General features: G+C 71.5%; 18 protein-coding genes. 4 read left to right on the top strand and 14 right to left on the bottom strand.

The features are described from left to right. The first annotated feature begins 3 nt into the window (after positions 1-3). Together OG496_RS20485 and OG496_RS20480 are read left to right on the top strand one after the other, a co-directional pair. Positions 4-204, top strand: coding sequence for a hypothetical protein (locus tag OG496_RS20485; RefSeq protein WP_366491027.1), 201 nt, complete (start codon positions 4-6; stop codon positions 202-204). 46 nt (positions 205-250) lie between these two features. Beyond that, complete coding sequence (locus OG496_RS20480) at positions 251-730, top strand: hypothetical protein (RefSeq protein ID WP_405976658.1); 480 nt, start codon at positions 251-253, stop codon at positions 728-730. A gap of 1 nt (position 731) precedes the next feature. Here OG496_RS20480 and OG496_RS20475 read toward each other — a convergent pair whose 3' ends face one another. The 3 genes from OG496_RS20475 to OG496_RS20465 form a co-directional block, all read right to left on the bottom strand. Beyond that, on the bottom strand, positions 732-1574 hold the full coding sequence (locus tag OG496_RS20475) for a DUF1932 domain-containing protein (protein WP_405971901.1): 843 nt from the start codon (positions 1572-1574) through the stop codon (positions 732-734). Positions 1575-1815: 241 nt separating this feature from the next. Then, on the bottom strand, positions 1816-3234 hold the full coding sequence (locus tag OG496_RS20470; protein ID WP_405971900.1) for a GAF domain-containing protein: 1419 nt from the start codon (positions 3232-3234) through the stop codon (positions 1816-1818). A 17-nt stretch (positions 3235-3251) separates the two neighbouring features. Further along, positions 3252-4292, bottom strand: a complete 1041-nt coding sequence (locus tag OG496_RS20465; protein WP_262057666.1) for a rod shape-determining protein — start codon at positions 4290-4292, stop codon at positions 3252-3254. A gap of 310 nt (positions 4293-4602) precedes the next feature. Between OG496_RS20465 and OG496_RS20460 the strand changes: the two genes are divergently transcribed. Beyond that, on the top strand, positions 4603-8250 hold the full coding sequence (locus OG496_RS20460) for a S8 family serine peptidase (protein WP_405971899.1): 3648 nt from the start codon (positions 4603-4605) through the stop codon (positions 8248-8250). A 67-nt stretch (positions 8251-8317) separates the two neighbouring features. Here the strand turns inward: OG496_RS20460 and OG496_RS20455 are convergent, their stop codons facing one another. The 3 genes from OG496_RS20455 to OG496_RS20445 are packed head-to-tail and all read right to left on the bottom strand — an operon-like array spanning position 8318 to position 12240. Further along, complete coding sequence (locus OG496_RS20455; RefSeq protein WP_405976657.1) at positions 8318-9667, bottom strand: carboxyl transferase domain-containing protein; 1350 nt, start codon at positions 9665-9667, stop codon at positions 8318-8320. 7 nt (positions 9668-9674) lie between these two features. After that, positions 9675-11141 (bottom strand): acyl-CoA synthetase, encoded by a 1467-nt coding sequence (locus OG496_RS20450; RefSeq protein WP_405971898.1) that lies wholly within the window; start codon positions 11139-11141, stop codon positions 9675-9677. A gap of 58 nt (positions 11142-11199) precedes the next feature. Continuing rightward, positions 11200-12240, bottom strand: coding sequence for a MerR family transcriptional regulator (locus OG496_RS20445; protein WP_405971897.1), 1041 nt, complete (start codon positions 12238-12240; stop codon positions 11200-11202). Between the two features lie 156 nt (positions 12241-12396). Between OG496_RS20445 and OG496_RS20440 the strand changes: the two genes are divergently transcribed. After that, positions 12397-13275, top strand: a complete 879-nt coding sequence (locus tag OG496_RS20440) for a RimK family alpha-L-glutamate ligase (RefSeq protein ID WP_405971896.1) — start codon at positions 12397-12399, stop codon at positions 13273-13275. A 3-nt stretch (positions 13276-13278) separates the two neighbouring features. On the opposite strand, the gene OG496_RS20435 is transcribed toward OG496_RS20440, so the two are convergent. The 8 genes from OG496_RS20435 to OG496_RS20400 are packed head-to-tail and all read right to left on the bottom strand — an operon-like array spanning position 13279 to position 22972. After that, the gene (locus OG496_RS20435) at positions 13279-13869 is read right to left on the bottom strand and encodes a hypothetical protein (RefSeq protein ID WP_405971895.1); all 591 of its coding nucleotides are present in this window, start codon (positions 13867-13869) and stop codon (positions 13279-13281) included. Next, entirely contained in the window at positions 13757-14710 is a 954-nt protein-coding gene (locus OG496_RS20430; RefSeq protein ID WP_366491037.1) for an FkbM family methyltransferase, read from the bottom strand. The genes OG496_RS20435 and OG496_RS20430 overlap by 113 nt, the downstream gene beginning before the upstream one ends. Beyond that, entirely contained in the window at positions 14707-14916 is a 210-nt protein-coding gene (locus tag OG496_RS20425) for a Trm112 family protein (protein WP_262057673.1), read from the bottom strand. The genes OG496_RS20430 and OG496_RS20425 overlap by 4 nt, the downstream gene beginning before the upstream one ends. After that, a complete protein-coding gene (locus OG496_RS20420) occupies positions 14913-15818 on the bottom strand; it encodes a hypothetical protein (protein WP_405976656.1) in 906 nt (301 codons plus the stop codon). Before OG496_RS20420 ends, OG496_RS20425 begins: the two co-directional genes overlap by 4 nt. A 23-nt stretch (positions 15819-15841) precedes the next feature. Beyond that, positions 15842-16579 carry a methyltransferase domain-containing protein gene (locus OG496_RS20415; protein WP_405971894.1) on the bottom strand — a complete coding sequence of 246 codons (738 nt, stop codon included), beginning with the start codon at positions 16577-16579 and terminating at the stop codon, positions 15842-15844. After that, a complete protein-coding gene (locus tag OG496_RS20410) occupies positions 16576-17877 on the bottom strand; it encodes a condensation protein (RefSeq protein WP_405971893.1) in 1302 nt (433 codons plus the stop codon). Before OG496_RS20410 ends, OG496_RS20415 begins: the two co-directional genes overlap by 4 nt. After that, the gene (locus tag OG496_RS20405) at positions 17874-22202 is read right to left on the bottom strand and encodes a DUF3367 domain-containing protein (protein WP_405976655.1); all 4329 of its coding nucleotides are present in this window, start codon (positions 22200-22202) and stop codon (positions 17874-17876) included. The genes OG496_RS20410 and OG496_RS20405 overlap by 4 nt, the downstream gene beginning before the upstream one ends. Beyond that, positions 22199-22972, bottom strand: a complete 774-nt coding sequence (locus tag OG496_RS20400; protein WP_405976654.1) for a class I SAM-dependent methyltransferase — start codon at positions 22970-22972, stop codon at positions 22199-22201. The genes OG496_RS20405 and OG496_RS20400 overlap by 4 nt, the downstream gene beginning before the upstream one ends. Positions 22973-23007: the final 35 nt, after the last annotated feature.

Genomic DNA, 23007 nt, shown 5'->3' with positions numbered 1-23007 from the left:
GTCATGGCGTATCTGATCATCGGCCTGATGGCCGTTTTCGCCGGGATCCGGGCCCTCGGGCTGCGGCGCAGGCAGCTGAGCGCGGCCGCGGCGCCGTCGTCGGTGATCCTGCGGCCGGCGGTGCTGGCCGGTCTCGCCGGGCTGGCCTTCGCGGGCGGGGTCTTTCTGCTGTTGGGCGGGATCGTGGTGCTGGCCCAGGGCTGACCGTGACGGGGTGAACAGGCGGCGCGGCACACCCGTACCCCCTGTCGTGACCCACCAGACACCGCAGTCATCACCCCGAGCCCACACCGCCCGCCTGCGCCGCGGCGCCGCACTCGCCCTGCTCCCGCTGGCCGTGGCCTGCGGAGGGGGCGAGGACGTCGCGGAGGAGAAACGCAAGTCGGTCGGGACCGCGGTGACCGCCGCCCCCGAAGCCGGCGTCGTCGCTCCCGCCAAGGTCGAGGTGATCGCCGGCCTGACCGGCTGCACCGCCGAGATCCGGATCGAGGCGGAGGAGCTGCGCGAGGGCCAGTGCAGGACCGAGCAGGGCGAGTACCGGATCACCACGTTTCCCGAGGAGCGCTACAAGGTGACCTGGCTCGACACCGCCGCGATGTACGGCGGCAAGTACCTCGTCGGCACCCGCTGGGTCGTCAGCGCATCGCCGGAGCTGCTGGAGGGGTTCCGTTCCCGACTCGGCGGGACCGTGCGGGAGTTGCGTCCCGTCGCGCCCACGACGGCGCCCTGAGTCACCCCTCCGTGCGGAGGTGGGTGAGCACCTCCTCCACCGGCAGGTCGAAGCGGTCCTTGTCGTCGTTCCACCGGCGCAGCACCGCCGCCGCGCCCTCCGCCATGTCCGCCGGCAGTCCCGCCGTGCGCAGGGTGGCCGCGATCTCCTCCAACTCCGGTGCCCAGCGCCAGGCCCGGGCGGCGACGCTGGGGAGCTGGTCGGTCTCGGCGAGGATGTTGGACGTCAACGCGCCTGCCTCCAGAGCCAGTTCGGTTGCCACGCCGTGGCGCGCGGCGAGGGCGTGCGACACGGCGGCCAGGACGCGGGCCGACTTCTGGTACGAGGCGTACGCCATCTTCAGCGCAGACGCGGCACCGAGCGAGGCGTTCAGGGGGCGGGCCGTGACGTGCGTGTCCTTGAACGCCCTTGCCACCCGGGCGACTTGCTCCTCGTCGCCGCTCAGGTACAGGCGCGGGGTGCTGCCCGGGCCGGGCGGGCCGCCGACGATCGCGCCGTCCAGCATCAACACACCGCGCTCCGTGCACGCCGCCGCGATACGCCTCGTACGGTCCGGGCTGATCGCGTTGGCCTCGACGTACACGCCCCGGAAGGGGTGGGTGAGGACCTCTCGCGCCACGTCCTCCGCCGCGTGCGGCGGGCAGACCGACAGGACGAAGTCGCTTGCGGCCAGGGCGGATTCGAGGGACCCGGCGGGCTCCAGGCCTGCCTCGCGGGCGCGTTGGAGGCTGGCGGGGCTGCGGCCCGTCGGGACGTACAGCACTCGGGTACCCGTACGGGTCGCCTCGCCGCCGACTCTCGCGCCCATGGCGCCGGGATGCAGCAGCGTGAAGGTGGTCGTCATGGGCCTCACCGTACGGACTTGATGTTGTTGGGAGTCGCGAGGGCGAGTGTGGGGCATAGGAGAGGGGCATAGGAGATATGAGCCTCGGGAGGGCGCCATGAACCGACAGATCCGCGTTCGCGTCAGTCGCCGGCCCATCACGCCTCGCGACGACACCATCGACCGCAGGACGCCGTCGGGGCGGATCCTGCCCTACTGACACCCCGCCTCCTGCTCTGCTGACACCCCTCCGACGCCGCTCTCACAAGGGCGACTGCCAACGGACCGTCGTGCCGCCACCGTCGCCGTCACCGGTCCCTCCGTCGTCGTACACCCTCAGTCGTACGGCGTCCCTGCCGTCCGGCAGAGGCGTCGTCGCGTCGATCGTGATCTCCAGCCGGGACACGTCGGCGCGGCCGGACGCGGCGGTGAGGGCGCGGCGGAGCGCGGCGAGGAGGTGGGTCGCCACCTGGTCGGGGACGACGGTGTCCACCGGGCCCCTGAAGTGGGTGGAGGGCTGGAAGCCCAGGACAGCGGAGGCGGCGGCCGTCTCGCGAAGTACCTTGCCCCGTACGCTCGTCGGCGCCTCCGCCGGAGGTTGTTGCAGGGCGAAGATCGCCGTGCGGACCTCCTGGATCGTCGACTGGAGTTCGTCCACCGCGCGCCCGAGGAGCTCGTGGGCCTGGTCCGTGTCCTCGGTTCTGCGCTGCGTGGACTCCAGCAACATGCCGGTGGCGAAAAGGCGTTGGACGACCAGATCGTGCAGGTCGCGGGCGATCCGGTCCCGGTCCTCGTAGACCGCGAGGCGTTCACGGCCGTGCTGCGCGTCGGCCAGCACCAGCGCGAGGGCGGCCTGGGACGCGAACTGCGTTGCCAGCAGGCGTTCTACGGCCGTGTAAGGGCGGTCGCCCGGACGACGCGGGAGAGCCAGGGTGCCGATGAGACGGCCGTCCGCCTGGAGCGGAAGCATCATGCTGGGGCCGAACCGGTGCCGTACATGCGTCGTCATGCGCGGGTCGGTCGCCGAGTCGTCGATGAACACCGGTTCACCGCCCAGGAGTTGGACGAGGACGGGGCTGCCGGGCTCGATGGTCGTACCGACGATGTCGCCCGGGTCCTCGTAGGCGGACGCGGTGACGATCTCCATGCCGCCCGCCGCCGTGCGCTGCAGGATCACGCCCGCGGCGGCGTCGGCGAGGGCCCGCGCGCCCTCCGCGACCGTCTTCAGCGCGTCGGCCGCGGTCTCGCCGGTGAGCAGCGCGGTGGTGACGGCCGCCGCGCCCTCGATCCAGCGTTCGCGCTGCCGGGCCGTCTCGTACAGGCGGGCGTTGCCGATCGCGATGCCGGCCTGGGCGGCGAGCACGTGCAGGAGCTGCTCGTCCTCGGCGGTGAAGGGGGCGCAGTGTTGCTTGCCGGCCAGGTGGAGGTGGCCGAACACCTCGTCGTGGACGTGGATCGGCACGCTGAGCACCCCCGCGGGCGGCGGCTCGGCCCCGCCCGTACGGATCTCGGTGAGGCCGTCCTGCCCGGGGTCCGTGGTCCCGAGCGCCGCGTACCGCGCGCCGGTCAGCTCGGCCGCGCCGTCCACGATGTGCTGGAGCGTGGTGCGCAGTTCGAGCTCGGAACCGACGCTCAGGACGGCTTCGAGGAGACGGGAGAGGTCGGGGACGCCGTCGTCCACCTCGGCCGGGCCGGGGCTCAGGTGGTGGCCAGCGGGTCCAGGACCAGCGGCTCGATCTTGCCCTCCAGCATGTAACCCAGACCCTGCACGGCACACACGTCCGGCCGCTCGGCGATGTGCACCGGCATCCCGGTCGCCGCGCGCAGCATCTGGTCGAAGCCGGGGAGCAGCGCGCTGCCGCCGACCATCATGATCCCGCGGTCGGCGAGGTCGGCCACCAGGTCGGGCGGGCAGTTGCGCAGCACCCGGCCGATCCCGTCGAGCACGGCGGTCAGCGGGGTCTCGATCGCGTCCCGTACGGCCGCGGTGTCGACCCGTACGGAACGCGCGAGGCCGCTCGCCACGTCCCGCCCGTGGATCTCGGTGGTGGTCGGGCCGTGCGGGGTGAGACCGTTGCCGGACAGGGCGACCTGCAGCGGCCGTACGGACTGGCTCGGCAGCATCAACTCGTGCTCGTGGCGCAGGTGTTGGACGATCGCGTGGTCCACGGCCTCGCCGCCCACCGGGATGCGTTCGGCGGTGACGATCGAGCCGAGGGAGAGCACGGCGACCTGCGTCGCGGCGGCCCCGCACACCATGATCATGGTGGCCTCGGGCCGCTCGACGGGCAGTCCGCAGCCCACGGCGGCGGCGATCAGCGTGTCGACCAGCTCCACCCGGCGCGCCCCGAGCCCGACCAGCGTCTCGATCGCCGCCCGCTGCGCCAGCGGATCGGCGTCGTGCGGGGTGCAGGCGGCGGCCCGCAGCCGGGGCTTGCGGCGCAGCGCGCGGCGGACCTTGTCGCCGATCAGGTGCCGCAGCATGCGCTGCGCCATCTCGATGTCGACGACGGTCCCGCCGGACACCGGCCGGACCACCCGGATGTAGTCGGGCGTACGGCCCGTCATCTTCTCCGCGAACTCTCCTACGGCGATCAGCGCGCCGGTCCGCGTGTTCACGGCGGCGGCGGACGGCTGGTCGACGACGAGCCCGGCGCCCTTGACGTAGACACGGGTACGGGCGGCACCCAGGTCGACGGCGAAATGGCAGCGTCGCAACTGCTCCAGACTGACGGTCATGGCAGGTTCTCCCGAGAGCGCGGACCGGGGCTTCGCCGGGCGGCGGGCCTCTTTCGCATCGTGCGGGGGTGAGGGAGCGGGCGCGCCTTGTGGTGGGCCGGGTGGGGTGCCGCTGAATGGGGGTATTTGTCCGTAATGCCCGAGTTAAAGAACGCGTAAAGGGCAGTGAGGGGCGTCCTCGTGACGCCGTGTTGGCGGGAAGCCGCCAGGGCGTCAATCCGCCAGCCCCGATCAACTCCCTTGCACCGTAAGCCCCCTGACACTCTTCCCAGCACTCGACGACTCGGTGATTCGACGAAGAGGGGCGGGCATGAGCAGAGGACCAGTCAGACGCGGGGCGGTGCTGCTGTCGGCCGGGCTCGTGGTCGCGCTGCTGCCGGCGGCACAGGCACAGGCGGCCGCCGCCACCTCGACCGCGAGCCCCACCCGCACGGCCACCCCCACCACGAACCCCACCCGTACCGTCACCCTCGTCACCGGCGACAAAGTCACCGTCACCGACCTCGCGGGCGGCCGGAAGACCGTGAGCGTCGAGCGCCCCCAGGGCGCCACCGGAGCCGTCCGCACCCAGACGGCCAACGGCGACATCAGCGTCGTACCGGACGAGGCTCTCCCCTATCTACGGGCGGGCACCCTCGACCGGCGGCTGTTCGACGTGAGTGAGCTGATACGGCAGGGCCTCACCGATCAGAGGACCGACGAGCTGCCACTGATCGTGACGTACGACAAGGGGGCACAGACCGCGACCCCGCGCGGCGCCGAGCGGACGCGGACGCTCGCGAGTGTGCGCGGGGTCGCCGTCGACGCGGACAAGGGGCGCGGGTTCTGGCGGGCGTTCACCCGGCAGGACGGCGTGCGGAAGGTCTGGCTGGACGGGCGGGTGACCGCCGACATGGCCGAGAGCAACGCGCAGATCGGTACGGCGCACGCCTGGGAGGCCGGGCTGACCGGCAAGGGCGTCACAGTCGCCGTACTGGACACGGGAGTTGACCTTTCCCACCCCGACCTCGCCCAACGAGTCTCTGTCACCAAGAGCTTCATCGGCGGCGAGGACGTCGCCGACCGCAACGGACACGGCACGCACGTCACCTCCACCGTCGGCGGCAGCGGGGCCGCATCTTCCGGGCAGGAGAAGGGAGTTGCCCCGGACGCCACCCTCGCCGTGGGCAAGGTGCTCAGCGACCAGGGGTCCGGGAGCGAGTCGCAGATCATCGCCGGGATGGAGTGGGCCGCGCGGGACGTGCACGCCAAAGTCGTGTCCATGAGCCTCGGTTCGACCGAACCCAGCGACGGCACCGACCCCATGGCCCAAGCCGTGAACACCCTGTCCCAGGAAACCGGCGCCCTCTTCGTCATCGCCGCCGGCAACACCGGCACCCCCTCGTCCATCGGCTCACCCGGCGCCGCCGACTCCGCGCTCACCGTCGGCGCCGTCGACGCGAACGACCAGGCCGCCTACTTCACCAGCGCAGGACCGCGCCATGGCGACAACGCGCTCAAGCCCGACCTCTCCGCCCCCGGCGTCGACATTCTCGCCGCGCGCTCCCAACTCGTCGACGGCAGTGGGTACTACACCTCCATGAGCGGTACGTCGATGGCGACGCCGCATGTGGCGGGGGTGGCCGCGCTGCTCGCCCAGGAGCATCCCGACTGGACCGGCGCGAAGATCAAGGACGCGTTGATGTCCACGTCCAAGCAACTTGACGCGTCCGTCTACGAGTTGGGGGCGGGGCGGGTGAACGTGCCCGATGCCGTGGACGCCCGCATCACCGCCACCGGCAGCGCCGACCTCGGCTTCTACAGCTGGCCGTACGACGCGAACAGGCCGGTCACCAAGACCCTCACCTACGCCAACTCATCCGACGACGCTGTCCAGTTGAGCCTTGCTGCCCAGGGCGCTCCGGCCGGTGTCGCCACCCTCGCCGACTCCACCCTCACCGTGCCCGCGCACGGCACCGCCTCCACCACCGTGACCGGCGACGGCGCGAAGTCCGAGGTCGGGAACACCAGCGGACAGATCATCGCCTCCGTCGCCGGAACTCCCGTAGCCCACACGGCATTCGGGCTGGTCAAGGAGGACGAGCGGTACACGCTCACCGTCCACGTGAAGGACCGGGACGGGGCTGCCACGGCCGCCGACCTGGTGGTGCAGCGGTTGGCGCAGGGCTACGACCCCTACCCGGAGGCTGTCGGCGACTCCGGGACGCTCAAGTTGCGGCTCCAGCCCGGGACTTACAGCCTGACCTCCTTCCTCGACGTGCGCGGCAGTCACGGTGCCGACTCGCTCGGGCTCGGTCTCCTCGCGGCACCCCAGATCACCCTCGACCGCGATCGCGAGGTCACTCTGGACGGGCGGCGGCTCAGAGAGATCAGCGCCAAGGTCCAACAGCGCACGGAGACACGGCAGTTGGTCATGGAGTACGACCGGAGCGCGAGCGGTTCCGATCTCTTCGACGCCGTTCAGGTGCCGGTGATGTACGACAGCGTCTTCGCCGCACCGACGGACAAGGTCACGCAGGGCAGCTTCGAGTACCGGACCGTGTGGCGGCTCGGTAAGCCGCTGTTGGAGGTCAAGGGGGTCGGCGAGGCCGTCGTGCAGTCGGGCGGCACGCTGATCGAGGGGCACAGTCGGCTGCCGTTGGTGGATGTCGGGGACGGTCCCATCACCGGTGCCGTCCGGGGACGCGCGGTGCTCGCTCACCTCGCCGACGGCGATGGCGATAGCGACGGTGTAGATCCGGTCGCGCTCGCGCAGACCGCCCAGGACGCGGGCGCCAAGGCGCTGTTCGTGACGGACGACATGGCAGGGCGGCTCAGCGCCTGGTGGGGAGCGGACGACGGTTCCGACCGCACGCTCCAGATCGCCTCGGTGAACGCGGCCGACGCGGCACGGTTGCGGGCGGCGAAGACGGTCGACATGACCGGGACGCGCAACACGCCCTACACGTACGACCTTTCGGCCGGACATCAAGGGGCGATCCCGGACGCCGATCTGACCTACGCGCCCAGCCGCCGTCAACTCGCCGTCCTGGACACGAAGTTCCACGCGGTGAAGCCGGTGAGCGGCGGGGAGTTCCGCTACTCGATCACCGATGCCTTCCCCATCGGGCTCGGCTTCCGGGAGCACATCGACTATCCGGCCGAGCGGACCGACTACGTGTCGACCGGTCCCGGGCAGCGCTGGTCGGAGTCCGTGACGGTCGGCGACGGCACGCTGGAGGAGCGCAGCGGGCTGGTGCGGTACACGGGCGGGACCCATCGCACCCTCGACTGGTTCAAGCCCGTGTGGCATCCGTGGCTCGGCACCGGACTCGGGTGGGGGCAGCAACGGTCGGGAAACCAGCTGCAGTTCAACACCCCGGGCTGGGGCGACTCCGGGCCCGACCACACCGGATTCGGCGACGCGTGGAGCGCCGACAGCGGCATGACCCAGACCACCGAGGTGTACCGGGACGGCACCCTGGTCGACCGGCGGACCAGCTCCGGCGCCTACGACTGGGACGCGCCCGCCGACGAACACACCTACAAGGTCGTCACCGACACCGCCCTCGACTCCGACCGCTGGGAACTCTCCACCAAGGGCCGCGCCGTGTGGACCTTCAACTCGGCGGCCACGCCTGCCGATCGGTGGACCTTCCTGCCCCTCCTCAACCTCGCCTTCGACGTCGACACCGACCTCGCGGGCGATGTGCGGGGCGGCCGGGTGCCGGTCGGGGTCAGCGCCTCGTACGTGGTGGGCGCGCCGGAGACGGGGACGATCGTCGGCGGCACGCTCCAAGTGTCGTACGACGACGGGAAGTCGTGGCGGACGGTGAAGCTCACCGGCGGCCACGCGTCATGGCACGGCACCCTCACCGTGCCCCGGGACGCTCAGTACATCTCGCTACGGGCCTCCGCGAGTGACGACCAGGGCGGTTCGGTGCGGCAGGAGATCGTCCGGGCGGTGGGAGTCCGGTAGGCCTGCCGGCGTCCGGCACTTCAGACGGGCGGCGCCGTCTCCTTGGGAGGGGAGACGGCGCCGCCGCTCATACAGATCCCGTCCGGATCACGCCCAACTCCGCCAAGTCCTGCGGGCGGATGTGGAGTTGGTCGGCCGTCGACTCCGTCTCCTCCGGCGGCCGTTTCAGGATCGCGGCCGCCAGTTCCGGGGCGATCACCGAGAAATAACTGTCCGGTGTGGCCCAGGTGTTGCCCGGTGCGGCCAGTGCCAGCGCGCCGCCGGAGCCGCCCTCGCCGATCAGCAGGGTGGTTAGGGGCGTCCGGGCGGAGGCCACCGCGCCGAACAGGTCGGCGATCGCCGCGCCCGCGCCCTGCCGTTCCGCCTCGGCGTCGTTCGCCGCACCCGGGGTGTCCACCAACGTCAGCACCGGGATGCCGAGCCGCTCCGCGAGCCGGATCAGCCGGGCGGCGGTGCGATAACCGGCGGGACGGGTCGCCGTCCCGGCCTGCGCGGCATACGCGACCGTCCGCCCCTCCCGCTCCCCGAACCCGCACAGCATGCCCCCGTCGGTGCCACCGCACCGGTCGCCGCTGATCGCGAGCCGGCGGGTGAAGTAGGCATCCAAGTAGCTTGCCGCGCGCGGGCGTTGGGGCGATCGGGCACGCTGCACGGCTTCCCAGCCGGTGGCCGGCAAGTCGGCCGAAGTGTGCTGAGTCGACCGGTCGAGCGCCGCAGGCACCGGCGCCTGCCCTGCCCACGGCGTGGTCAGCAGCCGCAGCCACCTCCCCAGGGTCTCCTTCAACTGCTCCGGTTCTACGACCGCGTCGGCCGCGCCCGCCGCCACCTGGGCCTCCGCCGTGTACGCCGTCGGGTCCGCGTCCGAGGGGCGGACGCGGGAGCCCGCGAAGCCGACCTGGGCGCCGGGCAGGGCCAGGATCACATCGGCGCCCGCGCCGAGCGTGGCCCAGCCGCCGCCCGTGGTCGGGTCGCGCAGTACCGCGATCTGGGGGAGGCCGGCCTCCCTCGTGAGTGCCGACTGGCGTGCCACGCGCTGGAGTTGGGTGAGGGCGACCATGCCCTCCTGCATCCGGCTGCCGCCGGTGGCGATCAACGGCACGACCGGCAACCGGTGTTCACGGGCGTACGTGTACGCCGCCTCCAGACGATCCCCGGTGCGTTCGCCGAGCGAGCCGCCCAGGAAGCCGAACTCGAAGGCGATCAGCACCGCCCGCGTACCCTCCACCGTCGCCGTGCCGCACACCACCGACTCCGACTCACCCGTGCGGTCGGCGGCGCGGGCGCGTGAGGCGTCGTAGCCCTGCCAGGCGAGGGGGCCGTCGGGCTTGGACTCCCGTGCGGGGTAGGGGAGTTCGGCGAAGGTGGTGTCGTCCGTGACGAGGGCCAGGGTCTCGCGCGCGGACAGGCGGTCACTCACGGGTCGCTCAGTCATGGGTCGTGGTCAGGGAACGCTTCAGGATCTTCCCCATGTCGTTGCGGGGGAGTGCCGTGATGTGGTGGACGACACGCGGGCGCTTGTGCGGGGCGAGGCGGCCCGCCACATGGTCGGCCAACTCGGCCAATTCTGGCGGGGATTGGGGATCGCTCGGCACGATCCAGGCCACGACCCGCTCGCCCAGGTCGGGGTCCGGTTCGCCGGTGACGGCGGCCTCGCGGACCCCGGGGTGTTCGAGGAGGGCGTTCTCGATCTCGCCCGCGCCGATCTTGTAACCCCCGCTCTTGATCAGGTCGGTGGCCTTGCGGCCGACGATCCTGACATAGCCGTCGGGGTCGCGCACGGCCATGTCGCCGGTGCGGAACCAGCCGTCGGCGGTGAAGGCTGCGGCCGTCGCGTCGGGCCGGTTGAGGTACTCGGTGAAGAGGTTCGGGCCGCGCACCTGGATCTCGCCCACGCTCTCACCGTCGTACGCGGGAAGGGGCGTGCCGTCCTCCTCGACGAGCCGCAACTCCACGCCGGGCAGCGGGACTCCGACGGTTCCGGCGCGCGGCTCGCCGTCCGCCCGCACGCTGGTGTTCATCAGGGTCTCCGTCATGCCGTAGCGCTCGATCACGCGGCGGCCGGTCGCCGACGTGATGCGTTCGTGGTCGTGGACCGGGAGCGCGGCCGAGCCGGAGACCAACAGGCGTGCGCGGCCGAGGGACTTGGCGAGTCCGGGGTCGTCGGGGAGGGTCTCGGCGATGCGGTGGTACATCGTCGGGACGCCGAACATCATCGTCGCGCCGTCGTTCAACTCCCGTGCCACGCCCTCCGTGCTGAACCTGCCCAGATGCCGCACCGAGCCGCCGCGCCGCAGCGGGCCCAGGATGCCCAGCACCAGGCCGTGCACATGGAACAGCGGCAGCCCGTGCACGAGGACGTCGTCGCCGGTCCACTGCCAGGCGTCGGCGAGCGCGTCCAGCGTCGCGGCGATCGCCCGGCGCGGGATGACGGCACCCTTGGGCGGGCCGGTGGTGCCCGAGGTGTAGACGACGAGCGCGGGGTCCTCGTCGTCGGGGGAGACGTCAGGACCCCCCACCCCGATGCCCTTCGCCCCGACACCCCGCACATCGACGTCGACGCGCTCCAAGTGCCCTAGCACAGAAGGAAGTTCGTCGCCCGGGGCGGCCAGGATCAGGGTCGGGGTGCTGTCGGCGAGGATGTGGCCGAGTTCCTTCTCGCCCGACTTCGGGTTGAGGGGGACGGCCGCGGCTCCCGCCCGCAGTACGGCGATCACGGCGACGGCCGTCTCCAGCGAGGGGGTGGCCCAGACGGCGACCCGGCCGGTGCCCGCGCACCGGGCCGCGAGGGCGTCCGCCGCCGCGCCCAGTTCCGCGTAGGTCAGGGACCGGTCACCGAACCGGAGAGCGGGCTGCTCGCCCGGGTTGGTCAGGGCCGGGAAGAGGGTGGACACGCGGCGCACTCCTTAGCCGTCGGGCAACGGTCCCCAGGTGCCGGGGACACCCCCGTTCCTACACCACGTCCGCCACCACGCAGCTGACGTTGTCCGGGCCCCCGGCCTCGTTCGCCGCGTCGACCAGGGTCCGTACCGCCTCCTCCGGGTCCGGGCTCGCGGTGAGGAGTTCGCGGATGCGGTGCTCCGGGACGACCGTGGTCAGGCCGTCCGAGCACAGGAGGTAGCGGTCGCCGCGGTGGGTGTCGTGGAGTTTCAGATCGGGGGTGCCGATCGTCAACGCCTTGAGCAGCATGGCGCGTTGAGGGTGGGAGCCGGCCTCCTCCGGCGTCAGGCGGCCCTCGTCGATCAGCGACTGGACGACCGAGTGGTCGTGTGTGATCCGGAACAGCCCGCCGTCGCGCAGCAGATACGCGCGCGAGTCCCCGATGTGCACGAGCGCCAGCTTCGAGCCCGTCCACAGCAGCGCGGTCAGGGTCGTGCCGTTCTCGCCGGGATGGGCCACGTCACGGACCGCGTCGGTGGCACCCCGTACCGCCTCCTCCAGGAGGTTGAGCACATTGCCCGCCGGCACCTCCTCGGTGTCCAGGAAACGCAGCGCCTCCACCGCCGCGCCGCTCGCGGGCGCGCCCGCCGGGCCGAATCCGTCGGCGACCGCGAGCAGCCGGGTGCCCGCGTACGCGGTGTCCTGGTTGGAGGGGCGGACCCGGCCGCGGTCCGAGTGGGCGGCGTAACGGAGTTCCAGCATGGTGGTGTCCTTTCCCGGTACGGCCGGTCCGGCCGCGAGATGGTCGACGAGGAACCCGGCGAGATCCCGCCGCACCGCCGTCTCCGCCTCGACCCGCGCCCAGAAGGCACGGATCTCACGAGCGGCGGCGGCCGGTTCGAGGGCACACAACGCACGGATTTCCGCCAGCGGCATGCCCAGCCGCCGCAACCACGCGACCAGCCGCGCCCGCTCCAGCTGTGCCACCGCGTAGTACCGGTATCCGCTGTCGGGATCCACGCGCGCCGGCCGCAGCAGCTCCAGCTCGTCGTACAGCCGCAGAGCCTTCGGCGACAGCCTGCACGCCCGCGCGAAGGCCCCGATCGTCAGCATGTTCCCCGTACCGCCCATGTGCGCCTCGACCTCTTCTCGGTTCCGTCACCGATGCTGGGGCTTCACCAAAGGGGAAGGTCAATCCGGTTGCCGCGGTTGCGGGGCGGCCGGTTAACCTGCGGATCTGTCCGCAGTCCGTACGACGATGGAGGCTCCGTGCCCCGAATCGCGCTCGCCACCTACGACCCCGGACCCAAGCCCAGCAAGGACCGTGACCTCCCGGTGCTGGTCGAGGCGTTGCGGGCGGCCGGGGCTGACGCCGTCGGGGTGCCGTGGGACGACGCCGGGACCGACTGGGGCGCGTACGACCTCGTGCTCATCCGCTCCACCTGGGACTACAGCTGGCGCCCTGCCGAGTTCATGGCCTGGGCCGAGCGGACCGCGAAGGCGACACGGCTCGCGAACCCGGTGCAGGTCGTGCGGTGGAACACCGACAAGCGGTACCTCGGCGACCTCGCGGCGGCCGGCGTGCCCGTCGTGCCGACCCGCTATCTCGCCCCCGGTGACCCGGCCGACCTCCCCGACGACCACGAGTACGTCGTCAAGCCGACCTCCGGCGCGGGCGCCCGCTTCGCCGCCCGCTACACGCCCGATGAGCACGAGACCGCCGTACGACAGCTGGAGCGCATGCATGCGGAGGGGCTCACCGCGATGGTGCAGCCGTACCTCACGAATGTGGACGTCAGCGGGGAGCGGGCGCTGCTGTTCTTCGGGGGGCGGTTCGTGCACGCCTCGCGGAAGGGGGCCGTGCTGGCGCGCGGGACGGCGTACGACGACGACAAGGTGTCCCACCCGGACCTGGAGCCGTGGACCGCGACCGAGGCCGAACTCTCCGTCGCCGAGCGGGCGTTGGCCGCCGTACCGGACGCTCCGGAGCTGCTGTACGCGCGCGTGGACCTTGTGGACGGGCCGGACGGACAGCCGTGTGTGATGGAGCTGGAACTCGTCGAGCCGAACCTCTTCCTCGATCTGCATCCGGAGTCCTCGTTGGCCGCGGTCGTCGAGGCGATTCTGGGGGCGGCCGCCAGTCGTTGATCGTCAGTCGTTGACCGCCGTTCGCTGGAGGAGGCCCCAGGTGAACTCGGCGGCGCACTGGTGGCGGACGCCCTGCGCGTCCGGGGCGGTGAAGGCGAGGCCCCAGCGGGTGGGGGCCGTGCCCTCCAGGGGGCGGGCGGGGGCGAAGGCGCGGGCCGCCTCGTCGACCGTGCAGGACCAGGGGGTCAGGTCGTCGAGGGTGTGGAGGGGCGGGGGCGTGGCGCCCGGGGCGCGGACCAGCCATTCGTTCCACACGGCGCCGTTCGGGGCGGTGAGCACCTCGAAGCGGAGGTCGGGCCAGAGGGGGACCGGCCACTGCCAGGCCTCGCAGTCGAGGTCGCCGATCCTGCGCTTCGTGGTCGATTCCGGGGTGCCGAGGATCGAGCGGTAGCGGGAGGCGGCGGCCCGGCCGCGCGGGGAGTGCAGCATGGCTTGCCAACGCTTGTTGGCCTCGCGCATGTCGGCGATCGAGGCGCCCAGCTCATGACGGGCGTTCTCGACCAGGTCCGGGTTGTGGTCCGCCATGCGGCGCAGCAGGACCAGTTGGAAGTCGAGAGGGCTGAAGGGGCGGGCGGGGCGGTTCGCTTCGGGCATGCGATCCATCGTCGCGCACGGCACTGACATCGGGCCTGACACCGGGGGTGCGGCCGTCGGCGAGGAAGAGCACCGAGTTGACGTAACGGGGCCCGCGCGCGAAGGGCAGGACCCGGCGCAGCAGCCCCTGGGAGACGACGTACGAGTTCCGGGCCTGGTGCTTCTCCAAGGGGAAGGCCGCGAGCCGGACCCAGTCCCTGTTCCGGTCCGGGAGGACCCAGCCCTCGTAGCCGAGCAGCGACAGGTACGTCACCACCGGGGCGATCGGCTGAATACGGGATTCGAGTTCGACGAAGAGCGCGGGGCGGTCGCGGGTCAGGAGGCCGGTCGCGCCGTGCAGGACGGCCAGTTCGCTGCCGTCGACGTCGATCTTGATGAAACCGACGTCACGGAGGTTCAGGCCGTCGAGCGTGACGCACTGGACGTGCACGGCGCGGGCGTGGATGTCCCGGCGCACCAGCGACGACACACCCCGGTCGCCCTCGTCGTCCGGCGGCAGCCACAGACGGGCGGTGCCGGGACGGTCGGAGGCGGCGGCCGGGATCACCCGGGCGTGCGCGGGAGCGGCAGCGGCGAGGAGCCGGGCCAGGTGCGGGACCGGCTCTACGGTCACCACCTCGCGCGCGTGTCTCCAGAGGCGGTGCGTCCAGGGGCCGTACCAGCCGCCGACGTCGACCGCCGTGCCGCAGTCGGGCGGCAACAGGTCGGCCAGACGGGCCAGTTCGGGTTCGAAGCGGGGGTAGACGGCGCGGGCGGTGGCGGCGACCAGACGGGTGGGGAGGAGGGGTGCGAGACGGGCGGTGAGAGTACGAGGAACGGGGGTGTGGGGCTTGGAGGTCATGGGGTCATCCGTTTGAGGAGTTCCAAGTGCTCGGCGTCGTCGGTCACTTGCTCTCCGGACGAGGGCAGCAGCTGCGGGATGCCGTCGACGATGGGGTAACGGCGGCGCAGGCGCGGGTTGTAGAGGGCGTCCGTGGGGAGCAGGTGCAGCGGGCCCTTGTCGAGCGGGCAGGCCAGGATCTTCAGCAGGGGGTCGTCCGGGTTCATGGGGGCGTCAACTCCTTGGCCTCGACCGGTGGTTGAGGCGCGTTGTCGTGCTTCGGCATGGTCAGCAGGACGGCGACCGCCAGGAGAGTGCCCCCGATCCGCAGGGCCAGCCGCAGCGGGTCGTGCGGCAGGGCCTCGCCGAACGCGAGCGTGCCGAGCACCGCCGTGAACAGACTGGTCACCGTCGTACAGACCGGCACGATCAGCGAGGCCCGGCAACGCTGCAGCGCCGCCTGGGACATGACCAGGCCGAACGCGCCGGTGAAGAGGAGGAGGTACGGGTACGGGGATCGGAGCAGCCCAACTACAGCTCCTCCCAGGTCACTTGTCGTCAGATAGCTCGACACGCCCTTGATGGCGAGCGAGCTGACCCCGTACAACAGGCCCACCGCCACGCCGTATTCGACGCCCGTGGTGGGCAGCCGGTGCCGGTGGCCGGCGCTGCGCTCGGTGGACCGGTAGAGCCAGACGCCGGCGGCGAGCGAGGGCACGCAGACCAACAGGATCAGCGGATAGGGCGCGTTACGACTGACGTGGTCGGACCCCTCCTTCAGGGACAGCACGACCATCAGCAGGGCGGCGAGGATCGCGCCGAGTGCGTACCGTTCGCGGCCGCTGGTCTCCTCGCCGAGCAGGCGGGCGGACAGCAGCACGAGCAGCACCAGGCCGGACACGAAGATGCCCTGCGCGGCGGCGATCGGCAGCGTCCGGTACACGGCGAGCTGCGCGCCGAACCCGGCGGCCAGCGCGAGGGAACCGCCGATCCACAACGGGCTGCCCAGCACCAGCCGCAGCAGTCTTGCCGGTTGACGGACCGTCACCTCGGGCAGGGCCGCGAGCGCCCGTTTCTCCAGGACGAAGCCGGTGCTGTACAGCACGTTCGCCAACAGGGCCGCCGCCACTCCCCACCACACGGCCGCGCCCCCTACGTCTTCCGCGCGTGCAGCAGCAGGATCGACGCCAACTGCGGTCTGGCACAGGCCAGTCGATCGAGCGGGCGGAGCGGTCGCGGTACGCCGTGGAAGGGCGCGCCCTTGAGTCCTACGACCTCGAAGCCGGCCGCCGCCACGAACTCCCGTAGCGCACGCGGGGTGTAGAGCCGCAGATGTCCTACGACCTCCTTGCCCGGACGGCCGTGGATCGCGCGCAGGCTCACCTCCGAGAACACGGGCTGGACGCCGGCGAGCAGCAGAGCGCGGTTGTACCAGGCCGCCAAGTTCGGTGTGGACAGCATGAGATGGCCTCCCGGGCGCAGGACGCGGCGGATCTCGGCGAGGGCGGTGTCCGGGTCGACGAGGTGCTCGATCACCTCGCTGAACAGGACGGCGTCGGCGGAGGCGGTGCGGAGCGGTAACGCGGTGAGTTCGCCTCGGACCGTGTACGGGAGGTGGGTGCGGGCGCGGGTCAGGGCGTCCTGGGACCAGTCGACGCCGATGACGCGGTGGCCGGTGAGGAGGGGTGCCGCGGTGGCGGCGGCCGTCGCGTCGCCGCAGCCGATGTCGAGGATCGTGCGGGGGTCTTCGGTGGCCGGGCCCAGGGCGGTGGCGAGGATGCGGGCCTGGCGGAGCGTGCGGGAGGGGCCGGAGGCGACGGGGACGGCGGGGTTCTCGTAGAAGTCGCGGAGGTCGGGGCGCACCTGGTTCGGGGGAGTGGTGGTCGTCATTTCGGGTGCGCCTCCGTCTGTTCCGTCGTGTGCAGGTAGTGCTCGAAGAGGTCGCGGAGGTGGGCGCCGTCACCGGGGCCGAGGAGGGTGCGGGACCAGCGGAGGGCCACGTGGAGTTTCCCTGCGGTGGACGCCGTCGTCACGGTGAGGCCTCGGGGCATGCGGGCGGGGGCGGAGAACCAGACCGCGTGCGCGCGGCCCGCCGGGTCGCCGAAGTCCAGGGTGTACGGGATGCGGCCGATGTTGCTGAGGAGGGTGGTCGAGGTCCAGGGGGCGGCTGCCTTGCGGAGGCCTCGGGTGAGGGTGGCTCGCCAGGCGACGGGGACGACCGGGGTCGTCAACAGGGATGCTCCGTGGCCCAGTTGGGGGCGGGGGAGGGCTTTGAGGGCGCGGGTCCGGGTTGCCGTGCGGTGGAGCAGTTCGGCCATGTGGTGGTCGGGGGTGGTGGTCAACTCGTCCGGGGCGAAGGTGACTTCGACGAGTCTCGTGCCGTTGCCGATCGGCATGTCCGTGCCTCGGGGGCGGTCGTCCACGGGCATCGTGATGCGCATCGGGCGGGGGTGTGCGCCGTGTTCGCGGTTCCAGTGGGCGATCATCAGGGCCGTGGTGACCATGAGTTGGTCGTTCACCGTGTACGGGGAGCCCTTGGGGCGGTGGGGGACCGGGAGTTCGGTGAGGAGGAGGCCGTTGCCGCCGGGGGAGTGGTCGGGGGTCCCGGGGGCGACTCGGGCGGGCGGGGTCCACACGGAGGGGGTGTCGGTGGGGGGTTCCGGAGGGTCCGGGGGACGGGTCGGTGGGGCGGTCGGGGAGTTGTCCTTGCCGCCGTAGAGCTCCGCCGCGGTGGCGAGGATGCGGAGGCAGGCGGGGCCGTCCAGTGCGGTGTGGTTGACGGTGAGGATCAGGGCGGTCCCGTGAGGGAGTTCGACTGCTTCGAGGCGGATGGGTGGGGATGCGGTGAGGGGTGGGGTGTGGGTGAGGGAGCGGGTGCGGGCCTGCTTGAGGGCGTCCCGGGTGGGGGGCGGGAAGGTGACCACCTCCAGGTCGGGGGTGTCGGTCAGCTCCCATTCGTAGCGGCGGCGGTACCAGGGGCCGGGGGCCTCGCGCATGAGGATGCGGGGGTGGTGGTGCAGGGCCTCCGTGAATGCGGTGCGGAGCCGTTCCGGGTCTAGGGGGCCTGGGAGGCGGACCTCTATGTGGACGGTTTCCGGTTCGGCGGACTGGTGGCAGTGGCGGGCGATTTCGTCGACTGTGGGGAAGGGGATGCGGGTGGGGGAGCGAGGCTGGTCGAGTGTGGTCATTGGGGGTCGTCCTTTTGGTGCGGGTCGGTGGGGGCTGGATGCGCCCGCGCGGCGGAGTCGCCAATGTCACGGCCCCGCGCCTCTGCAGGAGCGCTTCCCCTGGCCTGGGCTGAGATCGTGCGGCTCGACTCCACTGGTTCCTTTTCGCCCAGGGCGCTTGTGCCTCGTTCTCTCTGGGGCAGGGGTGGGGCGGGTGCTGGTTCCGAAGCGGAGCGCTCTCGTACGCCTACCAGGCCCGCGAACAACCCGATCAGTGCGAGGAGTTGGGCCACGCGGCTGAACGCTCCCTCGCCTGCGCCTACCGGCTCGCCCGCGCCCGTTGCCGCCGCGATGCCCGCCCCCGCCAGTGCCACGAACGCGATCGGTACCAGGAGCGCGTGGCGGCGGTAGGCGAGCAGCGCCAGGGCCGGTACCAGCAGTGCGAACCAGCCCGCTATCACCACTCCGACCAGCGTCAGCGCCACCGTGCCGAGCCACAGGCCGGGCAAGGGTGGGGGCGGTTGCACCTCGTCGGAACTCGGTTCGTCGCGGCGCCAGATCACCAGGGCCAGGAGGACGGCGAGTGCGGCTCCGCTGCCGATGAGGCCGGCCTCGTACGTCGTCGCCGGTTCGTAGGAGAGTTTGATCGTGCCGCCCGCGCCTGCGGGGACGCGCCAGCCCTGTTGCCAGCCGTCCAGGCGGAGTGGGGTCAACTCCTCGCCGTTCAGGGTGGCTTTCCAACCCGTGTTGTAGTTCTCGTACGTGGTGAGGTACGAGGCCGTGCCCGAGCCGACCGTCACCTCTCGGCGGTCGCCCAGCCAGTCCCGGATCGCCAACTCGCGTGTCTGGGCGGTGGGTTCGGTGACCGTTCCCCGGGTCAGCGTCACGTCCGTGAGGGTCAACGGGCCCGCGTCTCCCGCCTCCACCCGATGTGTGCCCGACGTCAGCTCCAACGCCCCGTCATCCTTGCCTTGCTGACAGAGCGTCACCTCCACCTCTCGCCGTGCTGTCAGGTCGCCTACCGTCCCCTTCACGCTCGTCCCGTACAACTCGCCGTCCACCGCCACCACCGGGCCCTTTCCGCAGGGCAGGGTGAAGGGGCGGGACGGGTCCGGTTGGGGGGTGCGGTACTGGTCCAGGGCCGGGATGTAGGCCTCGGTCAGGCCCACCGGTAGTTGGAGGTTGTCGTCGGCTATCGGGTTGTGGAGGGTCAGGGGGGCCGTTTTCGTGATCGTGATGGTCAGGCTGTCAGTGGTGATCGGGTCGAAGCGGGCTACGCCGTTCTCGTCCACGCCCGCGATCGTCGAACCGTCCGGTGACGTGATGTCCACTTCGGTCGGGCGCGTCGACAGGCCGCCCGCAGGGGCCAACACCACTTCGCCCACTGGCTGTTTGCCGGTCCAGGTGAGGTGGATCGTCGGGCGGTCGCCCGCTATCCAGCCCGTCGTCAGGTCGCCGTCCGTGAGGTTGCGGGCGGAGAGGCCCGTGCCAAGTGCCGCTGTGGAGTCAGCTGTTGCCGTGATGCGGTGCTGTTGGGCGGGGGCCACCTGGTAGAGGAGCTTGTCCAACTCCTCGCCGGGCGTTGCCACCGCGGTCGCCTTCATCTCGTACGTTCCCGCCGTCGACGTCGAGAACGTCCGGTGCAGGCCCGCCTCCGTGCCCGTCGGGGAGAGGCCCGTCGGGTCGGCCGTGCGGTGCAGGGAGACGATCTCGGCGGAGGCGTCGGCCGTGTTCGCGTCGGTGGGGAGCTTGAGGAGCCGGGTGACCTGGACGTGGGGCAGGGCTATTTCGGAGAAGCCCGCGCCGGTCAGGCCGGTGTGCCGGGTGACCGAGTCGACGATCGTCAGCTTCATCCAACTCGTCGAGCCCGAGGGTGCCTTGATGGTCTGAGTCGTACCGTTCGGCTGGAGGTAACTCGTCGCCGTGCCCCTCGCCGTCTCCACCCTCACCTCCGTCGCCGCCGCCCGCACGCTCTCCTGCGGGAGCGGCGTGACCTTGAACGAACCCGGCATGTCGTACAACCCGCCCGTGAAGCCGATGCGCAGCCACTGGCCGTTCGGCGAGCCCGCCGCGCCCTCCGCCCACGCGGTGTCCGGGTTGCCGTCGAAGGCGTTCACCGGGTCGAACTGGGGCAGGGAGAACAGCCAGTTGCCGCTGGAGGACGCCGTCACCGAACGGGCGCCGCGCAGCTGCGCCACCGTCTGGTGGGCGATGCCCTTCGTCGGCAGGATTTGTTTCGGTTTCTTGCCGGCGTCCTGGACGGCGTCGGGTGCGTTGCGTTCGTCGGGGGTGTATGTGTACGACGTGTTGGCGTCGACCAGTCCGAACCGGGTGTCGGCGCGGCGCAGTCCGTCGCCCACCACCTGGAGCGTGGGTGAGCCCAGGCCCGGGTGGTTGTCGCCCGTCAACACCGTTGCCCTGCCCCGGAGTTCGGTGGCGAGGGGGAGGAGGGACTCCGGGCCGCCGGAGACCACCGCCGTGTCGGACACCGGCGTCAGGCCCGCCTGGCCGGGGCGGAGCACGTCCTTGCTCGTCGGTTCGTAGATCTCCACCGCTCGTTGGCGCGGGTAGAGGCCCTCGACCTGGAGCGGGGTGTCGTTGGCGATGCGGCCGCCGGTCATGACCGGGCCGAGGCCCGTCACCCGTTGGTAGCCGGACTGTTCCAGGGTGCGTTTGACCGTGGTGGTCGGGACGTAGCCGATCTGGTCGGGGTCCAGGTCGTTGCGTACGACGACGTAGTAGATGCCCGCTCGGCTCAAGTAGTCGGCCAGGCCCGGGACTTCGCTGCCGCTGGCCAGTGCCTGTTCCACCGCGTCCATCGCCCGGCGGTTGCCGGGGGTGCCCATCGGGACGTAATCGCGTTCCGCCCAGCGGGAGTCGGCGAGGACGTCCAGGGGTTCGTCGATGGGGGAGCCCCAGGTGTAGATGCCGTGCGCGGTCGCCGGGACGACCAGGGCGCGGGAGTCGGGGGAGTACTTGTGCAGCCAGTCCGCCGTGGACTGCCAGTACTTGGGGAGCTGCTGGAACGAACCCGGGTTCAGGATCGACCCGTTGAGATACGGCCACGCCAGGCCGGGGAGCACGAGGATCACCGCGATCAGCGGGACGAGCCGGCGGCCCGGCACCGGGCGGGCCCCGCGTGTCTCGGCGGCCACGCCGACCAGGTGGGCCAGGCCCAGGGCGAGTGCGAGGGCCAGGCCCGCCTGGAACTTGTAGATGTTGCGGAAGGGGACGAGCGGACCGTTCAGCCAGTCCTGCACCAGCCCGTGGAAGGGCGCCCCGAACGAGCCGCCGTACCCGGCGAACAGGACCAGCGCGACCGACACCGCGATCAGCACCAGCCAGCGCCGCTCCGGCATGTCCCGGCGGGCCAGCCCGGCGAGGCCCAGCCCCGCCGCGAGCGCCGAACAGACGATGACGATCACCGAGGACGCGACCGTCCAGCCGGCCGGTATCCAGGCCTCCCCCAGGTGCAGATAGGCGACCCAGTCACCGGCTCCGCGCAGCCCTTCTGTCGCCGACATGGTCGCGGTCGTGGTCTGCGAAGTCTCCACGTAGGGAAGGAAGTTCTCGCCGTAGACACCGAGCATGAGGAGCGGGATCCACCACCACGCCGTCGCCAGGATCACCCCCGGCACCCACCAGGCGAGCAGCTTGCGCTGCCGTGGACCGGGTGGCCGGGAGAGCAGATACAGGCCGACGGGGAGGAGCGAGGCCAGGGTCGCGGCAGCGTTGACGCCGCCCATGAAGGGGACGATCAACGCCGAGCGCAGGGCCGCGATCCGCGCCGTATAGCGCTCGTTGGTCAGCGGCAGCAGGACCCAGGGGAGGAAGGCGCCGGGGAGGGCCGCGGCGGACGTCGACCCCACGACGATCGTGAACACCGGCCACAGCGCGTAGGTCACGGCGGCGAGAAGGCGGGACGCGGGGCTGCCGACGCGCAGCCGTTCGGCCAGGCGCAGCGCGCCCCAGAAGGCGACCGACACGACGAGCGACAGCCACAGCCGTTCCGCGAGCCAGACCGGCAGCTGCACGGCGTGGGCCAGCCAGTAGAACGGGAGCATCGGCCAGAGATAGCCCGCGTACTGGTCCTGGATGCCGCCGAACGAACCCCGGTCGTGCCACAACTGGCCCAGGTCGGACAGGAATTGACCGGGGTCCACCGTGACGCCGAGCTTCGTGTCGAAGGTCTGCCGCCCCGGATGCACGGCGAGGAACAGCACGAACACCACGGCCCAGAACCCCAGCAGCCAGCGCCATGACCTCGGGCCCTCCGGGGGACCCGCGATGGTCGTGGTGGTGGGGTCGGCCGCCGGGGGCGGTGCCTGGACCGTGGTCGCCGTCATGGTGGACACCGCCGGAGGATGAGGAGGAGGTTCCAGGTGGCCAACTCCCTTATCCCGGGCGCCTTGACGACGGCTCGGTCGAGGAAGGGCCAGTAGCGGGAACGCGCCGCGACGACCATGACGTCGTCGCGGGCGCGGACCTGCCGCAGGGTGGCACCGATGTGCACGGCGAACAGGTTCTCGCCGAGAGTGTGCTTGGCCGGCTTTCCGGTACGGCGCCGGTAGCGGGCGCGGGCCCGTTCGGCACCGAGGTAGTGCCAGGGCGCCCACTCGTGACCGCCCCACGGGGACAGCCAGTTGGTGAACGACACATAGATCAGCCCACCGGGCCGGGTCACCCGAGTCAGCTCACTGAGAAACGTCTCCGGATCGGCCACATGCTCAAGGACGTTGGAGGAGAACGTCACGTCCGCGACCCCGTCGGACAGGGGGAGCAGATATCCGTCCGCGATGACTGTCCCGTCGGGCGGTTTCGCCCCCAACTCCCTTGCGTCCGGCTCGAAGAGATAGGCGTGGGCGCCGCGCCGCCGGAACTCCTCGGTGAAATACCCGCTCCCACCACCGACATCGACAACTGTGCGGCCGGTGACAGGCCCGTCGTAAGCCTCGACTTGGTTGACGGCGTCGGTGGCGAGCAGCGAGTAGCAGGATTCCGGGTCGTCCTGCTCATGCAGGAAAGCGCGAAAGAGGGCGAGGGAGCGCTGGAGAGACGGATCTTTGAATTGCCGGTGTGCTGGAGCGCCCCCATAGGGGCCCGGGGCTGTATCGATATGCGGCTCCGCCGCGGGGCGCGACCAGCCCCCAC

This window comes from Streptomyces sp. NBC_00988 (genome assembly GCF_045162645.1).
Classification (GTDB): Bacteria; Actinomycetota; Actinomycetes; order Streptomycetales; family Streptomycetaceae; genus Streptomyces.
This window is presented reverse-complemented; position numbering and strand designations above follow the sequence as displayed.

Coding starts and splice junctions, on each gene's coding strand:
- OG496_RS20485 (WP_366491027.1), top strand. CDS start 4: ATGGCGTATCTGATCATCGGCCTGATGGCCGTTTTCGCCGGGATCCGG.
- OG496_RS20475 (WP_405971901.1), bottom strand. CDS start 1,574: ATGACGACCACCTTCACGCTGCTGCATCCCGGCGCCATGGGCGCGAGA.
- OG496_RS20465 (WP_262057666.1), bottom strand. CDS start 4,292: ATGACCGTCAGTCTGGAGCAGTTGCGACGCTGCCATTTCGCCGTCGAC.
- OG496_RS20460 (WP_405971899.1), top strand. CDS start 4,603: ATGAGCAGAGGACCAGTCAGACGCGGGGCGGTGCTGCTGTCGGCCGGG.
- OG496_RS20445 (WP_405971897.1), bottom strand. CDS start 12,240: ATGCTGACGATCGGGGCCTTCGCGCGGGCGTGCAGGCTGTCGCCGAAG.
- OG496_RS20435 (WP_405971895.1), bottom strand. CDS start 13,869: ATGCCCGAAGCGAACCGCCCCGCCCGCCCCTTCAGCCCTCTCGACTTC.
- OG496_RS20430 (WP_366491037.1), bottom strand. CDS start 14,710: ATGACCTCCAAGCCCCACACCCCCGTTCCTCGTACTCTCACCGCCCGT.
- OG496_RS20425 (WP_262057673.1), bottom strand. CDS start 14,916: ATGAACCCGGACGACCCCCTGCTGAAGATCCTGGCCTGCCCGCTCGAC.
- OG496_RS20415 (WP_405971894.1), bottom strand. CDS start 16,579: ATGACGACCACCACTCCCCCGAACCAGGTGCGCCCCGACCTCCGCGAC.
- OG496_RS20410 (WP_405971893.1), bottom strand. CDS start 17,877: ATGACCACACTCGACCAGCCTCGCTCCCCCACCCGCATCCCCTTCCCC.
- OG496_RS20405 (WP_405976655.1), bottom strand. CDS start 22,202: ATGACGGCGACCACGGTCCAGGCACCGCCCCCGGCGGCCGACCCCACC.